General features: G+C 60.8%; 19 protein-coding genes and 1 pseudogene. 10 read left to right on the forward strand and 10 right to left on the reverse strand.

All coding sequences use genetic code 11. From position 1 onward, the window contains the following. Positions 1–64: 64 nt before the first annotated feature. Positions 65–580 (forward strand): methylated-DNA--[protein]-cysteine S-methyltransferase, encoded by a 516-nt coding sequence (locus tag JFU48_RS25850; protein ID WP_201138120.1) that lies wholly within the window; start codon positions 65–67, stop codon positions 578–580. Between the two features lie 126 nt (positions 581–706). Here JFU48_RS25850 and JFU48_RS25855 read toward each other — a convergent pair whose 3' ends face one another. The 4 genes and pseudogenes from JFU48_RS25855 to JFU48_RS25870 form a co-directional block, all read right to left on the reverse strand. Next, positions 707–1,297, reverse strand: a complete 591-nt coding sequence (locus JFU48_RS25855) for an NUDIX domain-containing protein (protein ID WP_003223873.1) — start codon at positions 1,295–1,297, stop codon at positions 707–709. Positions 1,298–1,450: 153 nt separating this feature from the next. Next, positions 1,451–2,452 (reverse strand): annotated as a pseudogene (locus JFU48_RS25860) (chitinase); the annotation flags it as partial. 40 nt (positions 2,453–2,492) lie between these two features. Continuing rightward, positions 2,493–3,128 carry a lytic polysaccharide monooxygenase auxiliary activity family 9 protein gene (locus tag JFU48_RS25865; RefSeq protein ID WP_003223871.1) on the reverse strand — a complete coding sequence of 212 codons (636 nt, stop codon included), beginning with the start codon at positions 3,126–3,128 and terminating at the stop codon, positions 2,493–2,495. A 222-nt stretch (positions 3,129–3,350) separates the two neighbouring features. After that, positions 3,351–3,788 (reverse strand): hemerythrin domain-containing protein, encoded by a 438-nt coding sequence (locus JFU48_RS25870; RefSeq protein WP_003223870.1) that lies wholly within the window; start codon positions 3,786–3,788, stop codon positions 3,351–3,353. A 148-nt stretch (positions 3,789–3,936) separates the two neighbouring features. Here JFU48_RS25870 and JFU48_RS25875 point away from each other — a divergent pair, with 148 nt between their 5' ends. After that, positions 3,937–4,362, forward strand: coding sequence for a GNAT family N-acetyltransferase (locus JFU48_RS25875; protein ID WP_201138122.1), 426 nt, complete (start codon positions 3,937–3,939; stop codon positions 4,360–4,362). Positions 4,363–4,464: 102 nt separating this feature from the next. On the opposite strand, the gene JFU48_RS25880 is transcribed toward JFU48_RS25875, so the two are convergent. Beyond that, positions 4,465–4,815 carry a hypothetical protein gene (locus JFU48_RS25880; RefSeq protein ID WP_103486093.1) on the reverse strand — a complete coding sequence of 117 codons (351 nt, stop codon included), beginning with the start codon at positions 4,813–4,815 and terminating at the stop codon, positions 4,465–4,467. 134 nt (positions 4,816–4,949) lie between these two features. Between JFU48_RS25880 and JFU48_RS25885 the strand changes: the two genes are divergently transcribed. Next, positions 4,950–5,279, forward strand: a complete 330-nt coding sequence (locus JFU48_RS25885; RefSeq protein WP_201138123.1) for a DUF6388 family protein — start codon at positions 4,950–4,952, stop codon at positions 5,277–5,279. A gap of 25 nt (positions 5,280–5,304) precedes the next feature. Beyond that, positions 5,305–6,009 (forward strand): YoaK family protein, encoded by a 705-nt coding sequence (locus JFU48_RS25890; RefSeq protein WP_003223866.1) that lies wholly within the window; start codon positions 5,305–5,307, stop codon positions 6,007–6,009. Between the two features lie 47 nt (positions 6,010–6,056). Here the strand turns inward: JFU48_RS25890 and JFU48_RS30240 are convergent, their stop codons facing one another. Beyond that, positions 6,057–6,191, reverse strand: coding sequence for a hypothetical protein (locus JFU48_RS30240; protein ID WP_274610514.1), 135 nt, complete (start codon positions 6,189–6,191; stop codon positions 6,057–6,059). Between JFU48_RS30240 and tusD the strand changes: the two genes are divergently transcribed. The 6 genes from tusD to JFU48_RS25920 all read left to right on the forward strand — a co-directional run bounded on the left by tusD (position 6,190) and on the right by JFU48_RS25920 (position 9,656). Further along, complete coding sequence (tusD, locus tag JFU48_RS25895) at positions 6,190–6,582, forward strand: sulfurtransferase complex subunit TusD (RefSeq protein ID WP_201138124.1); 393 nt, start codon at positions 6,190–6,192, stop codon at positions 6,580–6,582. The two genes, JFU48_RS30240 and tusD, sit on opposite strands and share 2 nt — an antisense overlap. 1 nt (position 6,583) lies before the next feature. Further along, on the forward strand, positions 6,584–6,940 hold the full coding sequence (gene tusC / locus JFU48_RS25900) for a sulfurtransferase complex subunit TusC (protein ID WP_201138125.1): 357 nt from the start codon (positions 6,584–6,586) through the stop codon (positions 6,938–6,940). Next, complete coding sequence (gene tusB / locus JFU48_RS25905) at positions 6,940–7,233, forward strand: sulfurtransferase complex subunit TusB (protein WP_201138126.1); 294 nt, start codon at positions 6,940–6,942, stop codon at positions 7,231–7,233. Before tusC ends, tusB begins: the two co-directional genes overlap by 1 nt. After that, entirely contained in the window at positions 7,230–7,565 is a 336-nt protein-coding gene (locus JFU48_RS25910; protein ID WP_201138127.1) for a TusE/DsrC/DsvC family sulfur relay protein, read from the forward strand. The genes tusB and JFU48_RS25910 overlap by 4 nt, the downstream gene beginning before the upstream one ends. Beyond that, complete coding sequence (locus JFU48_RS25915) at positions 7,562–8,563, forward strand: glycosyl transferase family protein (RefSeq protein ID WP_201138128.1); 1,002 nt, start codon at positions 7,562–7,564, stop codon at positions 8,561–8,563. The genes JFU48_RS25910 and JFU48_RS25915 overlap by 4 nt, the downstream gene beginning before the upstream one ends. 91 nt (positions 8,564–8,654) lie before the next feature. After that, positions 8,655–9,656 (forward strand): glutathione S-transferase family protein, encoded by a 1,002-nt coding sequence (locus JFU48_RS25920; protein ID WP_201138129.1) that lies wholly within the window; start codon positions 8,655–8,657, stop codon positions 9,654–9,656. A gap of 117 nt (positions 9,657–9,773) precedes the next feature. Here the strand turns inward: JFU48_RS25920 and cysG are convergent, their stop codons facing one another. From cysG to JFU48_RS25940, 4 genes are read right to left on the reverse strand one after another with little or no spacing between them, the layout of a single operon-like run. Beyond that, entirely contained in the window at positions 9,774–11,168 is a 1,395-nt protein-coding gene (gene cysG / locus JFU48_RS25925) for a siroheme synthase CysG (RefSeq protein ID WP_003223854.1), read from the reverse strand. Then, positions 11,169–12,449, reverse strand: a complete 1,281-nt coding sequence (gene serS, locus JFU48_RS25930) for a serine--tRNA ligase (RefSeq protein ID WP_003223852.1) — start codon at positions 12,447–12,449, stop codon at positions 11,169–11,171. A gap of 15 nt (positions 12,450–12,464) precedes the next feature. Beyond that, positions 12,465–12,839, reverse strand: coding sequence for a fluoride efflux transporter CrcB (gene crcB / locus JFU48_RS25935; protein WP_003223851.1), 375 nt, complete (start codon positions 12,837–12,839; stop codon positions 12,465–12,467). Continuing rightward, the gene (locus tag JFU48_RS25940) at positions 12,839–14,161 is read right to left on the reverse strand and encodes a replication-associated recombination protein A (protein ID WP_003223849.1); all 1,323 of its coding nucleotides are present in this window, start codon (positions 14,159–14,161) and stop codon (positions 12,839–12,841) included. The genes crcB and JFU48_RS25940 overlap by 1 nt, the downstream gene beginning before the upstream one ends. Positions 14,162–14,266 lie beyond the last annotated feature (105 nt).

Genomic DNA, 14,266 nt, shown 5'->3' on the forward strand with positions numbered 1-14,266 from the left:
TTTGCGCCTCCCCGTTCAGGCAGTATGCTGGGCGCCGTTGCCGCGCCGATCCGGAGTTTTGCCCATGCCCTACACGTTCATCACCCTGCCCTCACCGGTCGGCGAATTGAAGCTGGTTGCGAACGGCTCGCGACTGGCGGCCATCCTCTGGGAAAACGACAAACCGGGCCGGGTGCGCCTCGGTCCGATGAGCGAAGCGCCGGACAATCCGCTGCTGCAGCGAACCGCGCAGCAGCTTGAAGAATATTTTGCCGGCACGCGTGATCGCTTCGACCTGGAACTGGATTTTGTCGGCACCGATTTTCAGAAAAAGGTCTGGGCGGCGCTGCTGACGATTCCATTTGGCGAAACCCGCACCTACAGCCAGATCGCCGAGCAGATCGGTAACCCGAGCGCCGTGCGCGCGGTGGGAGCGGCGAATGGGCGCAATCCGATTTCGATCGTGGCGCCGTGTCATCGGGTGATTGGCGCGTCGGGGAAGTTGACGGGGTTTGCGGGTGGGCTTGAGGCCAAAGAGCGGTTGCTGGTGCTGGAAGGGGGTGACTGGTCTGATGTCGGTAGAACAGGCGACCTGTTTTAACCCTGTAAAGCCATTGTGTGGCGAGGGAGCTTGCTCCCGCTCCGGTGCGCAGCGCTGGCAAAAACCTGGGACCGCTGCGCAGCCCAGCGGGAGCAAGCTCCCTCGCCACAATGGATTGGCGCTGAATCAGGTGTGGAACAGGTTATTCATCGCCGCATACTGCAGTAGCATGATGGTCTTGGCGTCGCAGATTTCGCCGCGCTGGAACGCCGCCAGTGCTTCGTCGAAACCCCACTCCAGCACTTCCAGTTCTTCGGTTTCCTCTTCCAGTCCGCCACCCTCGCTGACCTTCGACTTCGCGTCGTACTCGGCAATAAAGAAGTGCAGCTTTTCGGTCACCGAGCCAGGGCTCATGTAAGCCTCGAATACCTTCTTCACGTCATGCACGCGGTAGCCGGTTTCCTCTTCGGCCTCATCGCGAATCCGCTGTTCCGGCGCAGCACCTTCCAGCAGCCCCGCTGCCACTTCGATCAACAAGCCGTCGTGGCCGTTGACGAACACCGGCAAGCGGAATTGGCGGGTCAGCACCACGGTACGCTGTGCGCGGTTGAACAACAGGATCGCGGCACCATTGCCACGGTCGTAAACCTCGCGCGTCTGCCGCTGCCAGTCGCCGTTATTGCGCAGATAGTCAAAGGTGATTTTCTGCAACAGGTACCAGTCGTGGGACAACACCTCGGTGTCGACAATGTTGACCCGCTCGGCTGTCTTGATCATGACGCCAGATCCTTGTGCCATCGGAAAACGTCCATAGTCGATTAATCGCGCCCACAAAAAAAGCCCGGCAGCGCTACCGGGCTTCTTTATTTACGATTAACGGGCGAGACGCGATAACGCTTCATCCGTTTCCTGCACTGCTGTGCGGACGCCGTGAATCAGCGGCCCATAACGCCGGCTGAACTCCCAGTTATACGGCACGCGATCCTTGCTGACACCGTTATCCCAGTTCACCGACCAGGTCATCAGGCCCTTGATCGGCAGCCCTTTGATCGCCAGACGCTTGAGCGCATTGCCCACTGCGGTGCTGTCGATCACATAACCGGTGGCGGCCGCATCGACGTTGGCCGGCAGGCCGATGACGAATTTGTCCGCCGGGATTTTGGTGAAACCGCGGGTTCCGGTCACCAGACTTTCGGTCAGGTAATAGAGGAAGTCCTCTTTCAGCGCATCGTTGTTCTGCGCGATCCACGCGCCATTGCCGTTATTGGCTTCCGGCACCCAGACTCCGTCGCCGCCCTGGTTGTAGAACTGCGGGGCGATGAAGTCGTAATAGCCTTCGAGTGCCTGCAGGTAACCAAGGTATTTGCCGTTGGTGGTCAGGTACGGAAACTCCGGGGCCATGCTGATGATGAAGTGCTTGCCCTGGCCTGCGTAGTGATCCTTGACCAGTTTCAGCGCGGCTGGCAGCACGGTCTTGTTGGCAGCGAAATCAATCGCGCTCTGTTCAAGATCGATGTCCAACCCATCGAAGCCGTAGGTTTCCACCAGACGGATGATTTCATTGGCCAGCGGTTGTTCCTGCCCGCTGCGCAACTCGATGTGTGCATCGGCGCCCCCCAGGGACAAGAGCACCGCCCGCCCCTGGCTGTTGAGTACGCCGACCTGACGCCGGAACTCGGCATCAGAGACGTTGTACGGCTTGAAAGTCGGAATTCCGCTGCCCTTCATGAACGCCACCGCGATCACGTTGTACTCCTTGGGCACGGCTTCCAGAGCGATCTCGGCGAATCGGCCCTGGCGATAGCCGTCACTCGGACCCGCTGGCCAGTTGTGCCAGAAGCCCATGAGTATTTTTTTGCCGGCGATGCTCGGCATCAGCGAGGCCGCGTCGGCCGCCTGGTTTTGCACTAGCGTGAAGTCGATATTTGACATGTTCTAATCCTTCAGAACCTGTGGGTTGAGCGTAACGCCGTTATTTGAAGTCGACGTCGAACGCCTGATAGAACGCGTTGCCGGTGTTGGCGACGATCCACATCAACACGATGACGTGACGACCCTTTTTATTGGCCGGCAATTTCACCGAATGATTGACCTTGGCCTTCAATTCCCCCGGATAGCTGTAATACGGCACTTGAGTGTAGAAGTCTTCGGCGAAAGGCTGCGCCTCGAGCTGTGCACGGGAAATCCGCTGTTTCGGATCCCAGCCATCCTTGGTGATCATCCAGCGATAGCCACGGGTGGTGTGCGGCGCGGTGTATTCCCACTTCACTTCCAGTGTCTGGCCCGGGGTAACGCTGAGCAGCGGCCAGTTGAACGGACGGTTGAGCTTCTTGCTCATTTCCTCGTCGGTGAAGTTTACGCAGTCACGGGCATCGGTCTTGCCGCCGCTGAGAATGTAACCATCGGCGGGCGGTGTGACGCTGTCACTGTCGCTGCCATAGGGAGCAGGAAAAGGCCCTGCCACGAGCGCCGGGAAGTTCTTGCCGCCTTCCATTTCGTTGACCTGCCAGGCACCGAGCAATCCTTGCTCGATGGCTACCGCACCGCGGCTGGCTGGAGAGGTGACGCGACCGTGTCGCAGTTGGGTTTGAGCTTGTGGTTGATTCATGTTTTTCACTCCGTTGATTTAAGAACTCTCCTGTCCGAGGAGAGGCCTTCAAGCTAACGGAGGTGGTTTTTTTGTCCATCGGCGGTTTTGTCGCAGGCAATCGACCGCCCGCATTGAAAACACCGAAAATACTGGATGGATATCCAGTCAATTGCGACAACACCCACCTGACGCATGGCTAAAGGCCTACACGCCGACACAGCAAAAACCTGCATTCACCACTCACTCCAGTTGTGCCTGGTATTCCTTTTCGTACTGCCCGGCGAGCTGTTCTTTTTGCTTGTCGTCAAGCAACTTGCCTGCCATCTGGAAGAACTTCTGTTCCTCTTCCTTGAGATGGTGATGAACCTTGTCCGAGAGCTTCTTGGCGGTCGCCAGCCACGCCGGACTGGACATCTCGGTCTCGTCCAGCTCTTCCATCATCTCGTCCATTTCATGGTGCTCGGAAATGGCATGGCGACTGAGGTCGACACCGTTGTCGAATTCCATCAGCGGGATGTAGAAGTGGCGTTCTTCGGCGGTTTCATGGGCCTGCAGTTCAGCCTTGAGCTGTTTGTAGGCCTCAACCCGCTCCGGAGTATCACCGCTGGTTTCGACCAGGGCTTTGGCGTAGCTGCGCTGGCGGTCATGGCTTTCGCGAAGGGCTTCAAAAATATTCATGGGGTAATCCTCATCAGTCGCGTTCGGAAATGACGCTGTAAAACCTAGACCCCGACGTCTCAGCGACGGTTCCAAAGGCTTGAGGAAGGACTTGGAGGACGCCCCCCGGCAGGATAGGCTGCGGATTCACTTCACAAGGAAGTTGCGCATGACGTTACGAATCGAGCTGTCGCAGAACCCCACGGAAGAACAACGCAAGGCCATTCTCGAGCCTTTGATTGCGTATAACGACGCCCAGACCGGTGGTTCCGTGTCAGAACCCTTCGCCCTGCTGGTGCGCGATGAACACGACGCGATTCTCGGCGGTTTGTATGGCCGGGTGATTTTTACCTGGATGTACATTGAGTTGCTGTGCGTCCCGGAACAGGGCCGCGGACAACGCATCGGCTCGGAACTGATGGCCATGGCGGAAAATCTGGCCCGAGAGAAGAACTGCCTGGGCATCTGGCTGGACACCTTCGATTTTCAGGCGCCGGAGTTTTACAAGAAGCTGGGATACAGCCAGTTTGGCGAGATCGTCGACTACCCGCCGGGGCATAGCAGGCATTACTTCCAGAAGCGTTTGAAGGGTTGAACCTCAAGGGCCCTTCGCGAGCAGGCTCGCTCCCACAATGGAATGCATTTCAAAAGTGGGAGCGAGCCTGCTCGCGATGGCGGCAGCCGCCTCAACGCAAGATCAGAGGCAGGTCGCCAACCCCGCCAACCGGCGCTTGGCGACAAAGTCATCCTTCTGCACGTAATAATTGAGCACGGTCCCCGACGCATCGCTGGTCACGTCGACAAACGACTCCGCCGAACGCGTATAAACCGTCGAACCACCCTTCTTGCCCGGTTGCAGATAGGCCCCCGCATCCACGCCAAACACCGCCTCGTCCTGCCAGGCGAATTGCACGCACTGGGCCACGACTTGCTCGGGCTTGTCCGAGGTCAGAACCTTGTAAGGGGCTTTGGTGCGAGAATCGTCCATCACCGAACCCGCGCAGCCAGCCAGCACGGTCGCGGCCAGCGCTACCATCAGAATTCGCATTGCATTCGCTCATTCAGAAAAAAGCGGACTGTATCACCGCAACAGGCAAAATCGTTCTGCTTTACTGCATTTATAGCGCGACACGCATCGGCCGCTCCGGCACCCTAGGGTCATCAGCCTCACAAGGAACACACATGGCGCCCACCGACCAGCGACATGAACAAGCCCTGAAACTGTTTCTCGACGCGCGCCCCGAACTGCGCGAAACCCTCGATCATCTCAATCCGCTGCTGGCCCAGGCCAAGGGCGAAACCCCGGCGCAGTATCGTGAAGAACGCCTGCACGAAGCCTTCGAGGCCGAGGCGGAGCATCAAGGCCTGTTCGCCTGGGAACTGACCTTGCTCCTGACGGCGGCAACGCCCGAGGACTATCAGGCCCAGCGCATGGAGGTGCACCGCGAGGTGGCGGAAATGGCGCACATGAGCTGGCCGGACTATTGCGACCTGTATGGGTTAGAACCGTAACCGCCGCTCAAGGATATCGCCGCCGATGCTGCCTTCGACCTCGACTCACCGCGCCACGTCCGGACATCTGCACCGGCAGAAGTGGCGTGGCCGTATCGGTCTGGCACTGGTGGCCAGTCTGTCGGTGCTGGCGGGCATGACCGACGCGATCGGCTTCATGGCCAGCGGCGATTTCGTTTCGTTCATGAGCGGCAATACCACGCGCCTGGCGGTGGCGATCAGTGACGGCGATCTCGGACTGACGTTGCGCCTGATCATCCTCGTCGTCACCTTCGTGATCGGTAATGCCTTGGGGATCGTGATCGGGCGCCTCGGTGGTCGGCGCACATTGCCCTTGTTGCTGTGCATCGCCACCTTGCTCTGCCTGGCGGCTGCCTGGCCGTATGACACGCAACTGCCGGCGCTGCTGGCGGCGATCATCGCGATGGGCATGCTCAACGCGGCGGTCGAGGAAGTGAACGGTCTGCCGGTCGGCCTGACTTACGTGACCGGAGCGTTGTCGCGGTTCGGCCGTGGACTGGGGCGCTGGATGCTCGGCGAGCGCCGTAACGGCTGGCGGGTGCAACTGGTGCCATGGAGCGGGATGTTCATCGGCGCGATTCTCGGCGCGGTGCTGGAACAGCATTTCGGGCTTCGGGCATTGTTCGCCAGTGGCTTGCTGGCTGCTGTGCTGGGCGTGCTGTCACTGAGCATTCCGCGGCGTTGGCAACTGGGCTATATGCCCCGCTGAAATACGATCCTGTAGGAGCGGGCTTGCTCGCGAAAGCGGTGCATCAGTCAAAGATTTTTTGAATGACCCAACGCCTTCGCGAGCAAGCCCGCTCCCACAGAAGGCATGCGCCTGACTTCGGTTTCGCGGATGCCGTCATAAAGCATTATCATGGCCGCAGTTTTGCTGATCGAGTCCGTCATGAAGTTCGCCATCGCGCTGTTTTCCGCCGCCCATGCGCCCTCCTCGCGCCGTGCCCTGCTGTTTGCGCAGGCTGCGCTGGCCGGCGGGCATGAGATTGTCCGGCTGTTTTTCTATCAGGACGGCGTCTACAACGCCTCGGACGCGGTGGTCACCCCGCAGGACGAAATGGACCTGCCCAAACAATGGCGCGCGTTCATCATCGAGCAGCAACTGGACGGCGTGGTGTGCATCGCCGCCGCCCTGCGCCGTGGTGTGCTGAATGACGAAGAAGCCAAACGCTACCAGCGTGAAGCGGTCGCGGTCAGCGCGCCGTGGGAATTGTCCGGCCTCGGCCAGTTGCACGATGCGGTGCAGGACGCCGATCGACTGATCTGTTTCGGAGGCGCGTGAGATGGCCAAATCCCTGTTGATCATCAGCCGCCAGTCGCCGTGGTCCGGCCCCGGCGCCCGCGAAGCGCTGGACATCGTGCTGGCCGGCGGCGCGTTCGATCTGCCGATCGGCCTGCTGTTTCTCGACGACGGCGTGCTGCAACTGGCCGCTGGACAGAACGCCAAGGCCCTGCAACAGAAAGACCTCAGCGCCAACCTGCAGGCGCTGCCGATGTTCGGCGTTGAAGAACTGTTCTACTGCACCGACAGCGCCAGCGCTCGTGGCCTGAGCGCGCTGTCGCTGGACGAAGCGCAGCCGCTCGCTGCCAGCGAAATCACCGCCCTTATTGACCGTTACGACCAGGTGATCACCCTCTGATGTCGACTTTGCATGTGTTGTCTCATTCCCCGTTCGGCGATGCTCGCCTGAGCAGTTGCCTGCGCGTGATCGGCGCTGCCGACGCTTTGCTGTTATCCGGTGACGCGGTCTACGCCCTGCAACCGGGCACCGCGCCGTTCAACACGCTGAACGAACGCCGAGTCAAGCTGTTCGCCCTCGCCGAAGACTTGCAGGCCCGTGCCATCGTGGCTCCCGACTGGGCCGAAGCCATCGACTACCCGGCGTTCGTCGAACTGTCGATCCACCACGACAAGGTCAACAGCTGGCTATGAACTCAATGATTGTCGGCGCCCGCGACATCGAACTGGACAAGGACGGCTTTCTGCTCGACCTCGACGACTGGTCCCATGACGTCGCCAGCGCCCTCGCCGCCGCTGAAGACATCGCACTGACTGCGGAACACTGGGAAGTCCTCGAACTGCTGCGCAGCTTCTACGCGGAATTCCAGCTGTCGCCGGCCACCCGCCCGCTGATCAAGTACACCGCACTCAAACTCGGCCCGGACAAAGGCAACAGCCTGCACCTGAACCGACTGTTCAAAGGCACCCCTGCCAAACTCGCCGCGAAACTGGCGGGCCTGCCCAAACCGACGAATTGCTTATGACCGACTTTCCAGCGCTGACCCTCGAAACGCCCGCCGAGCACCCATTCGCCCAATTCGTGCGGATCCTCGGCAAGGGCAAGCGCGGCGCCCGCGACCTGACCCGTGAAGAAGCGCGGGAGGCGATGGGCATGGTGCTCGACGACAATGTCGAAGACACCCAGCTCGGGGCCTTTCTGATGCTGCTGCGGCACAAGGAAGAAAGCGCCGAGGAAATGGCCGGTTTCACCGAAGCCCTCCGCGAGCGCCTGTCAGCACCAACGCTGAACGTCGATCTGGACTGGCCGACCTACGCCGGCAAGAAACGCCATCTGCCGTGGTATCTGCTGTCGGCCAAGTGCCTGGCGCAAAACGGCGTGCGGATTTTCATGCACGGCGGCGGCGCGCATACCGCCGGGCGTCTGTACACCGAACAACTGCTTGGCGAGTTGAACATTCCGCTGTGCCGCACCTGGCAGCAGGTCGGCAGCGCGTTGGACAACGGCGGTCTGGCGTTCATGCCGCTGATGGACTGGGCGCCGCAGTTGCAGAAGATGATCGACCTGCGCAACACCATGGGCCTGCGCTCGCCGATCCATTCGCTGGCACGGATTCTCAATCCACTGCGCGCGCGTTGTGGCCTGCAGAGCATTTTCCACCCGGGCTATCAAGCGGTGCATCGCGAGGCCAGCGGTCTGCTCGGCGACACGGCGATCGTGGTCAAGGGCGATGGCGGCGAAATCGAGATCAACCCGGATGCCGACAGCCACCTCTATGGCACCACAAACGGCGAGAGCTGGGACGAGGAATGGCCGCAACTGTCGAGCCAGCGCCACGTCAAACCGGCCTCGCTGGATGTCGAGCATTTGAAAGCGGTTTGGCGCGGCGAGGTGGTCGACAGCTATCCGCAGATGGCGCTGATCTCGACCATGGCCTTGGCCCTGCGCGGTCTCGGTCAAAGTCGCGAGCAGGCGTTCGAAACCGCCGAGCAATACTGGGCGACGCGTAACAAATCGATTTAACCGATCATCGACGCCCGATCTTTGCGCTTTTTGTTCGAACTCATCGGAATAGACTCGGCTCCAACGCTTATTGGATTCAGGAGTCTTGATCATGGGTTTACTCGTCGACGGCCACTGGCAGGACAAGTGGTACGAAAGCAGCAAGGACGGCGCGTTCCAGCGCGAACAGGCGCAACGCCGTCACTGGGTCACCACTGACGGCCAGCCAGGGCCGAGCGGTGAAGGCGGTTTCGCCGCCGAAGCCGGGCGCTATCACCTTTACGTTTCCCTCGCCTGCCCCTGGGCACACCGCACGCTGATCCTGCGCAAGCTCAAAGGCCTGGAAAATCTGATCGACGTCTCCGTGGTCAGTTGGCTGATGCTGGAAAACGGCTGGACCTTCGACAAGGCCCACGGCTCGACTGGCGACAAGCTCGATCACTTCGATTTCATGCACCAGCGCTACACCGCCGACACGCCCGACTACACCGGCCGCGTCACCGTGCCGGTGCTGTGGGACAAAAAACTCAAGCGCATCGTCAGCAATGAATCGGCGGAAATCATCCGCATGTTCAACAGCGCCTTCGATGACCTGACCGGTAACGAGCTGGACTTCTACCCGGCGCCGTTACGCGGCGAGATCGATGCACTGAATGAACGGATTTATCCCGCAGTCAACAACGGCGTGTATCGCGCTGGGTTCGCCACCTCGCAACAGGCTTATGAAGAGGCGTTCGATGAGGTGTTTGCCGAGCTGGATCACTTGGAACGGGTGCTGGGCGCCAATCGCTATCTGACGGGTGAATACCTGACCGAGGCCGATGTGCGACTGTTCACCACGATGATTCGCTTCGATGCGGTGTACCACGGACACTTCAAGTGCAATCTGCGGCGGATTGCTGATTATCCGAACCTGTCGAACTGGCTGCGTGAGCTGTATCAGTGGCCGGGAGTTGGCGAGACGGTGGATTTTCAGCACATCAAAAATCACTACTACGGTAGCCACAAGACCATCAATCCGACGGGGATTGTGCCGAAGGGGCCGAAGCAGGATTTCACCATCGCTCATGATCGGGAGCGGCTGAATGGGAAAGGAGTTTGGCGGCGGGGTTAATTGATTCGGTGTTTTTGAGGACCTCTTCGCGAGCAAGCCCGCTCCCACATTGGATTTGTGCATGACACAGATCCAATGTGGGAGCGGGCTTGCTCGCGAATGAGGGCAACTCGGTTTTCAGACTTGCGCCTGAGCCCCTTCAAACCACGCCAGTTTCTCGCGCAACTGCACCACTTCGCCGACGATCACCAGGGTCGGCGCATGCACTTCATGCTCCGCCACCAGGCGTGGCAGATCGGCCAGCGTGCCAGTAAAGACCCGCTGATTGACCGTAGTGCCCTGCTGGATCAACGCCGCCGGAGTGTCCGCCGAACGACCATGCTTGATCAGTTGCTCGCAGATCACCGGCAAGCCCACCAGGCCCATATAGAACACCAGCGTCTGCGCCGGGGCGACGAGGTCGGCCCAAGGCAGATCGGTGGAACCGTCCTTCAGGTGCCCGGTGACGAAACGCACCGACTGCGCGTAATCGCGATGGGTCAGCGGAATCCCGGCATACGCCGCGCAACCGCTGGCCGCCGTGATGCCCGGCACCACCTGGAATGGAATCCCGTGGGCCGCCAGCTCTTCGATTTCTTCACCGCCACGGCCGAAGATGAACGGATCACCGCCCTTCAAGCGCACCACGCGTTTGCCAGCCTTGGCCAGATCGACCAATTGCTGGTTGATCTGATCCTGCGGCACCGCGTGATCAGAGCGACGCTTGCCGACATAGACGCGCTCGGCATCGCGACGGCACAGCTCAAGAATCGCCGGAGCGACCAAACGGTCGTACAGCACCACGTCGGCTTGCTGCATCAGGCGCAAGGCGCGGAAGGTCAGCAGATCCGGATCACCCGGCCCGGCCCCCACCAGATACACCTCACCGGTGGTGATCGCCGCTTCGCCATCGATCTTGGCCTGCAACAGACGTTCGGCCTCGCTGCCCTGCCCGGCCAGTTGCCGATCGGCAATCGGCCCCTGAAACACGTCTTCCCAGAAACCACGACGTTGCTGCACATCCGGAAACAGGTTTTTCACCTGATTACGGAAACGTGCGGCCAGTCCGGCCAATTGGCCATAAGTTGAGGGAATCCAGGTTTCGATCTTGGCGCGAATCAGCCGCGCCAGCACCGGCGCATCGCCGCCGCTGGACACCGCGATGATCAGCGGCGAGCGATCGACGATCGCCGGGAAGATCACGCTGCACAGCTGCGGCGCGTCGACCACATTGACCGGCACGCAACGCCGATGGGCATCGCTGGAGACTTGGGCATTCAGCGTTTCATCGTCGGTGGCGGCAATGATCAGCCCGCAACCGTCCAGATCCGCTTCCACGTAACCACGCAGCAGACATTCGCCACCGCTGGCGCTGACCAGTTCGCGCAGTTGCGCTTCGATTTCAGGTGCGACCACCCGCAGCAGCGCACCGGCATCGGCCAGCAGGCGGGATTTGCGCAAGGCAATTTCCCCCCCGCCGACCACCAACACACGACTGCCGCGCAGGTTGTGAAACAGCGGCAGATATTTCATTTAGCCGATGACCTCAAGGCCACCCATGTACGGCTTCAGTACGTCCGGCACACGGATCGAACCGTCGGCCTGCTGGTAGTTTTCCAGCACCGCCACCAGCGTACGACCGACCGCCAGGCCCGAACCGTTGAGGGTGTGCACCAGCTCAGGTTTGCCGGTTTCCGGGTTGCGGAAACGCGCCTGCATGCGGCGGGCCTGGAAGTCGCCGCAGTTGGAGCACGACGAGATTTCGCGGTACTTGTCCTGGCTCGGAATCCACACTTCGAGGTCGTAGGTCTTGACGGCGCTGAAGCCCATGTCGCCGGTGCACAGCGCCAGGGTGCGGTAAGGCAGACCCAGCAGTTGCAGGACTTTCTCGGCGTTGGCGGTCAGGCCTTCCAGCGCTTCCATCGACGTCGACGGCTCGACGATCTGCACCATTTCAACTTTGTCGAACTGGTGCTGACGGATCATCCCGCGAGTGTCGCGACCCGACGCACCGGCTTCACTGCGGAAGCACGGAGTGTGGGCGACGAACTTGATCGGCAGCAGTTTCGAGTCGACGATTTCGCCGGCCACGATGTTGGTCAACGACACTTCGGCGGTCGGGATCAGGTACAGATCGGCTTCGCCTTCGCGAGCGATCTTGAACAGGTCTTCCTCGAACTTCGGCAGTTGACCGGTGCCTTGCAGCGCCGGGGCCTGAACCAGATAAGGCGTGTAGGCCTCTTCGTAGCCATGCTCGTTGACGTGCAGGTTGATCATGAACTGCGCCAGGGCGCGGTGCAGACGGGCGATCGGGCCGCGCAGCAGGGCGAAACGCGCGCCGGACAGCTTGGCGGCGGTTTCAAAGTCCAGCCAGCCGAACTTCTCACCGAGGGCGACGTGGTCTTTGACTTCGAAATCGAACTGCGTCGGGGTGCCCCAGCGGCGCACTTCGACGTTGTCGTCTTCGTCTTTGCCGACCGGTACCGATTCGTGCGGCAGGTTGGGGATACCCAGCAGGATCGAGTCCAGCTCGGTCTGGATCGCGTCCAGCTCGACTTTACCGGCACTCAGCTCGCCCGCCATGCGCTCGACGTCCGCCATCAGCGGCGCGATGTCTTCGCCGCGCTGCTTGGCCTGACCGATGGATTTGGAACGCGCGTTACGCTCAGCCTGCAGTGCTTCGGTGCGGGTCTGGACGGTCTTGCGCTGTTCTTCCAGCGCTTCGATGCGCGCGGTATCCAGGGCAAAGCCACGGGAAGCCAGGCGGTCCGCTACGTCCTGAAGGTTGCTACGTAACAGTTTGGAATCGAGCATGTCGGTTTCTCGTTATCAAAGTTTGGTCAGGGACAGGCCGGCCCATGTCGCGAGCAGCCCGCCGAATACGCTGATTGCCGCATAGCCCAGGGCCAGCGGCACTTGCCCGCTTTCCAGCAGACGCACCGTATCCAGTGAAAAGGATGAAAAAGTCGTCAGCCCTCCGAGGAAGCCGACGATCAACCCGGCACGCACCTCGATCGGCACCTCCGGGCGTATCAGAAACAGGCCGTACAACACGCCAATCAGCAGACAGCCCACGATATTAACGGCCAGCGTCGCGGTATAGAAGTGCCGCGGCCAATTGGCGTTGACCCAATTGCCGGTGGCGAAGCGCAACAGGGTGCCGGCAATTCCGCCGACGGAGACCGCAACGATCAATGGAAGCACTATTTTCTCCGCTGTCTTGGGCTTAAACGGTCGAGTTGAGCGAGGTGGTTGAGCTTCTCGCCGATCTTCAATTCCAGGCCACGGGGCACCGGTTGATAGAACGGAATCGGTTCGAGTTCTTCCGGGAAATAGTCTTCGCCGGCGGCATAGGCGTCCGGCTCGTCGTGGGCGTAACGGTATTCGTCGCCATAGCCCAACTGCTTCATCAGCTTGGTTGGGGCATTGCGCAAGTGCAGCGGCACTTCCAGCGAACCGTATTCGGCAGCGGCGCGCAGCGCAGTCTTGAAACCCATGTACACCGCATTGCTTTTCGGTGCGCAGGCCAGATAGGTGATGGCCTGAGCCACCGCCAACTCGCCTTCCGGACTGCCGAGGCGCTCCTGCACTTCCCACGCCGCCAGGCACAGGCTCAGGGCACGCGGGTCGGCGTTGCCGATGTCTTCGCTGGCCATGCGCACCACACGCCGCGCCAGATACAGCGGATCACAGCCGCCGTCGATCATTCGCGCGAACCAGTACAGCGCGCCATCGGGGTTGGAACCGCGTACCGATTTGTGCAGCGCCGAGATCTGGTCGTAGAACGCTTCGCCGCCCTTGTCGAAGCGTCGCCGGGTGTCGCCGAGCAGGCTTTGCAGCAACTCGGTGCCCATCTCGCTGTTGTCTTCAGCCAGATCCGAGGCGTTCTCCAGCAGATTGAGCAGGCGCCGGCCATCGCCATCGGCGGCCGACAGCAGCATCTGGAAGCCTTCATCGCTGAGGGTCAGGTTGCGTTTGCCCAGCCCGCGCTCTTCGGTGAGTGCGCGGTGCACCAGTTTGCGAAGCGCGGTCTCGTCGAGGCTTTTCAGCACATAGACACGGGCCCGCGACAACAGCGCGTTGTTCAATTCAAACGAAGGGTTTTCGGTGGTGGCGCCGATGAAAATCAGCGTGCCGTCCTCAACATACGGCAGGAACGCATCCTGCTGCGACTTGTTGAAACGGTGCACTTCATCGACGAACAGAATCGTGCGCTTGCCATACTGGCCGGCCTGCTGCTTGGCGATTTCCACCGCCTGGCGGATCTCCTTGACCCCGGCAAGTACCGCCGAGACCGTTTCGAAGTGCGCATCCGAGACTTCCGCGAGCAAGCGCGCGAGGGTGGTCTTGCCCACGCCCGGCGGCCCCCAGAAGATCATCGAATGCAGGGCACCCTGCTCCAGCGCCTCACGCAGAGGCTTGCCGCGAGCGAGCACGTGCTCCTGACCGACGTACTCATCCAGATTGGTCGCGCGCAAACGCGCGGCCAGTGGCTGGGCAATCGGTGCACTGCGAAACAGATCCATCACGTAGCGTTGAAACCTCTGATTATCTGAAACCTGGGGTAAACCCTGTGGCGAGGGAGCTTGCTCCCGCTGGACTCCGCAGCAGTCCCCGCTTTTGATTCAAGA

Origin of the sequence: Pseudomonas sp. TH49, assembly GCF_016650625.1 — a bacterium.
Classification (GTDB): domain Bacteria; phylum Pseudomonadota; class Gammaproteobacteria; order Pseudomonadales; family Pseudomonadaceae; genus Aquipseudomonas; species Aquipseudomonas fluorescens_H.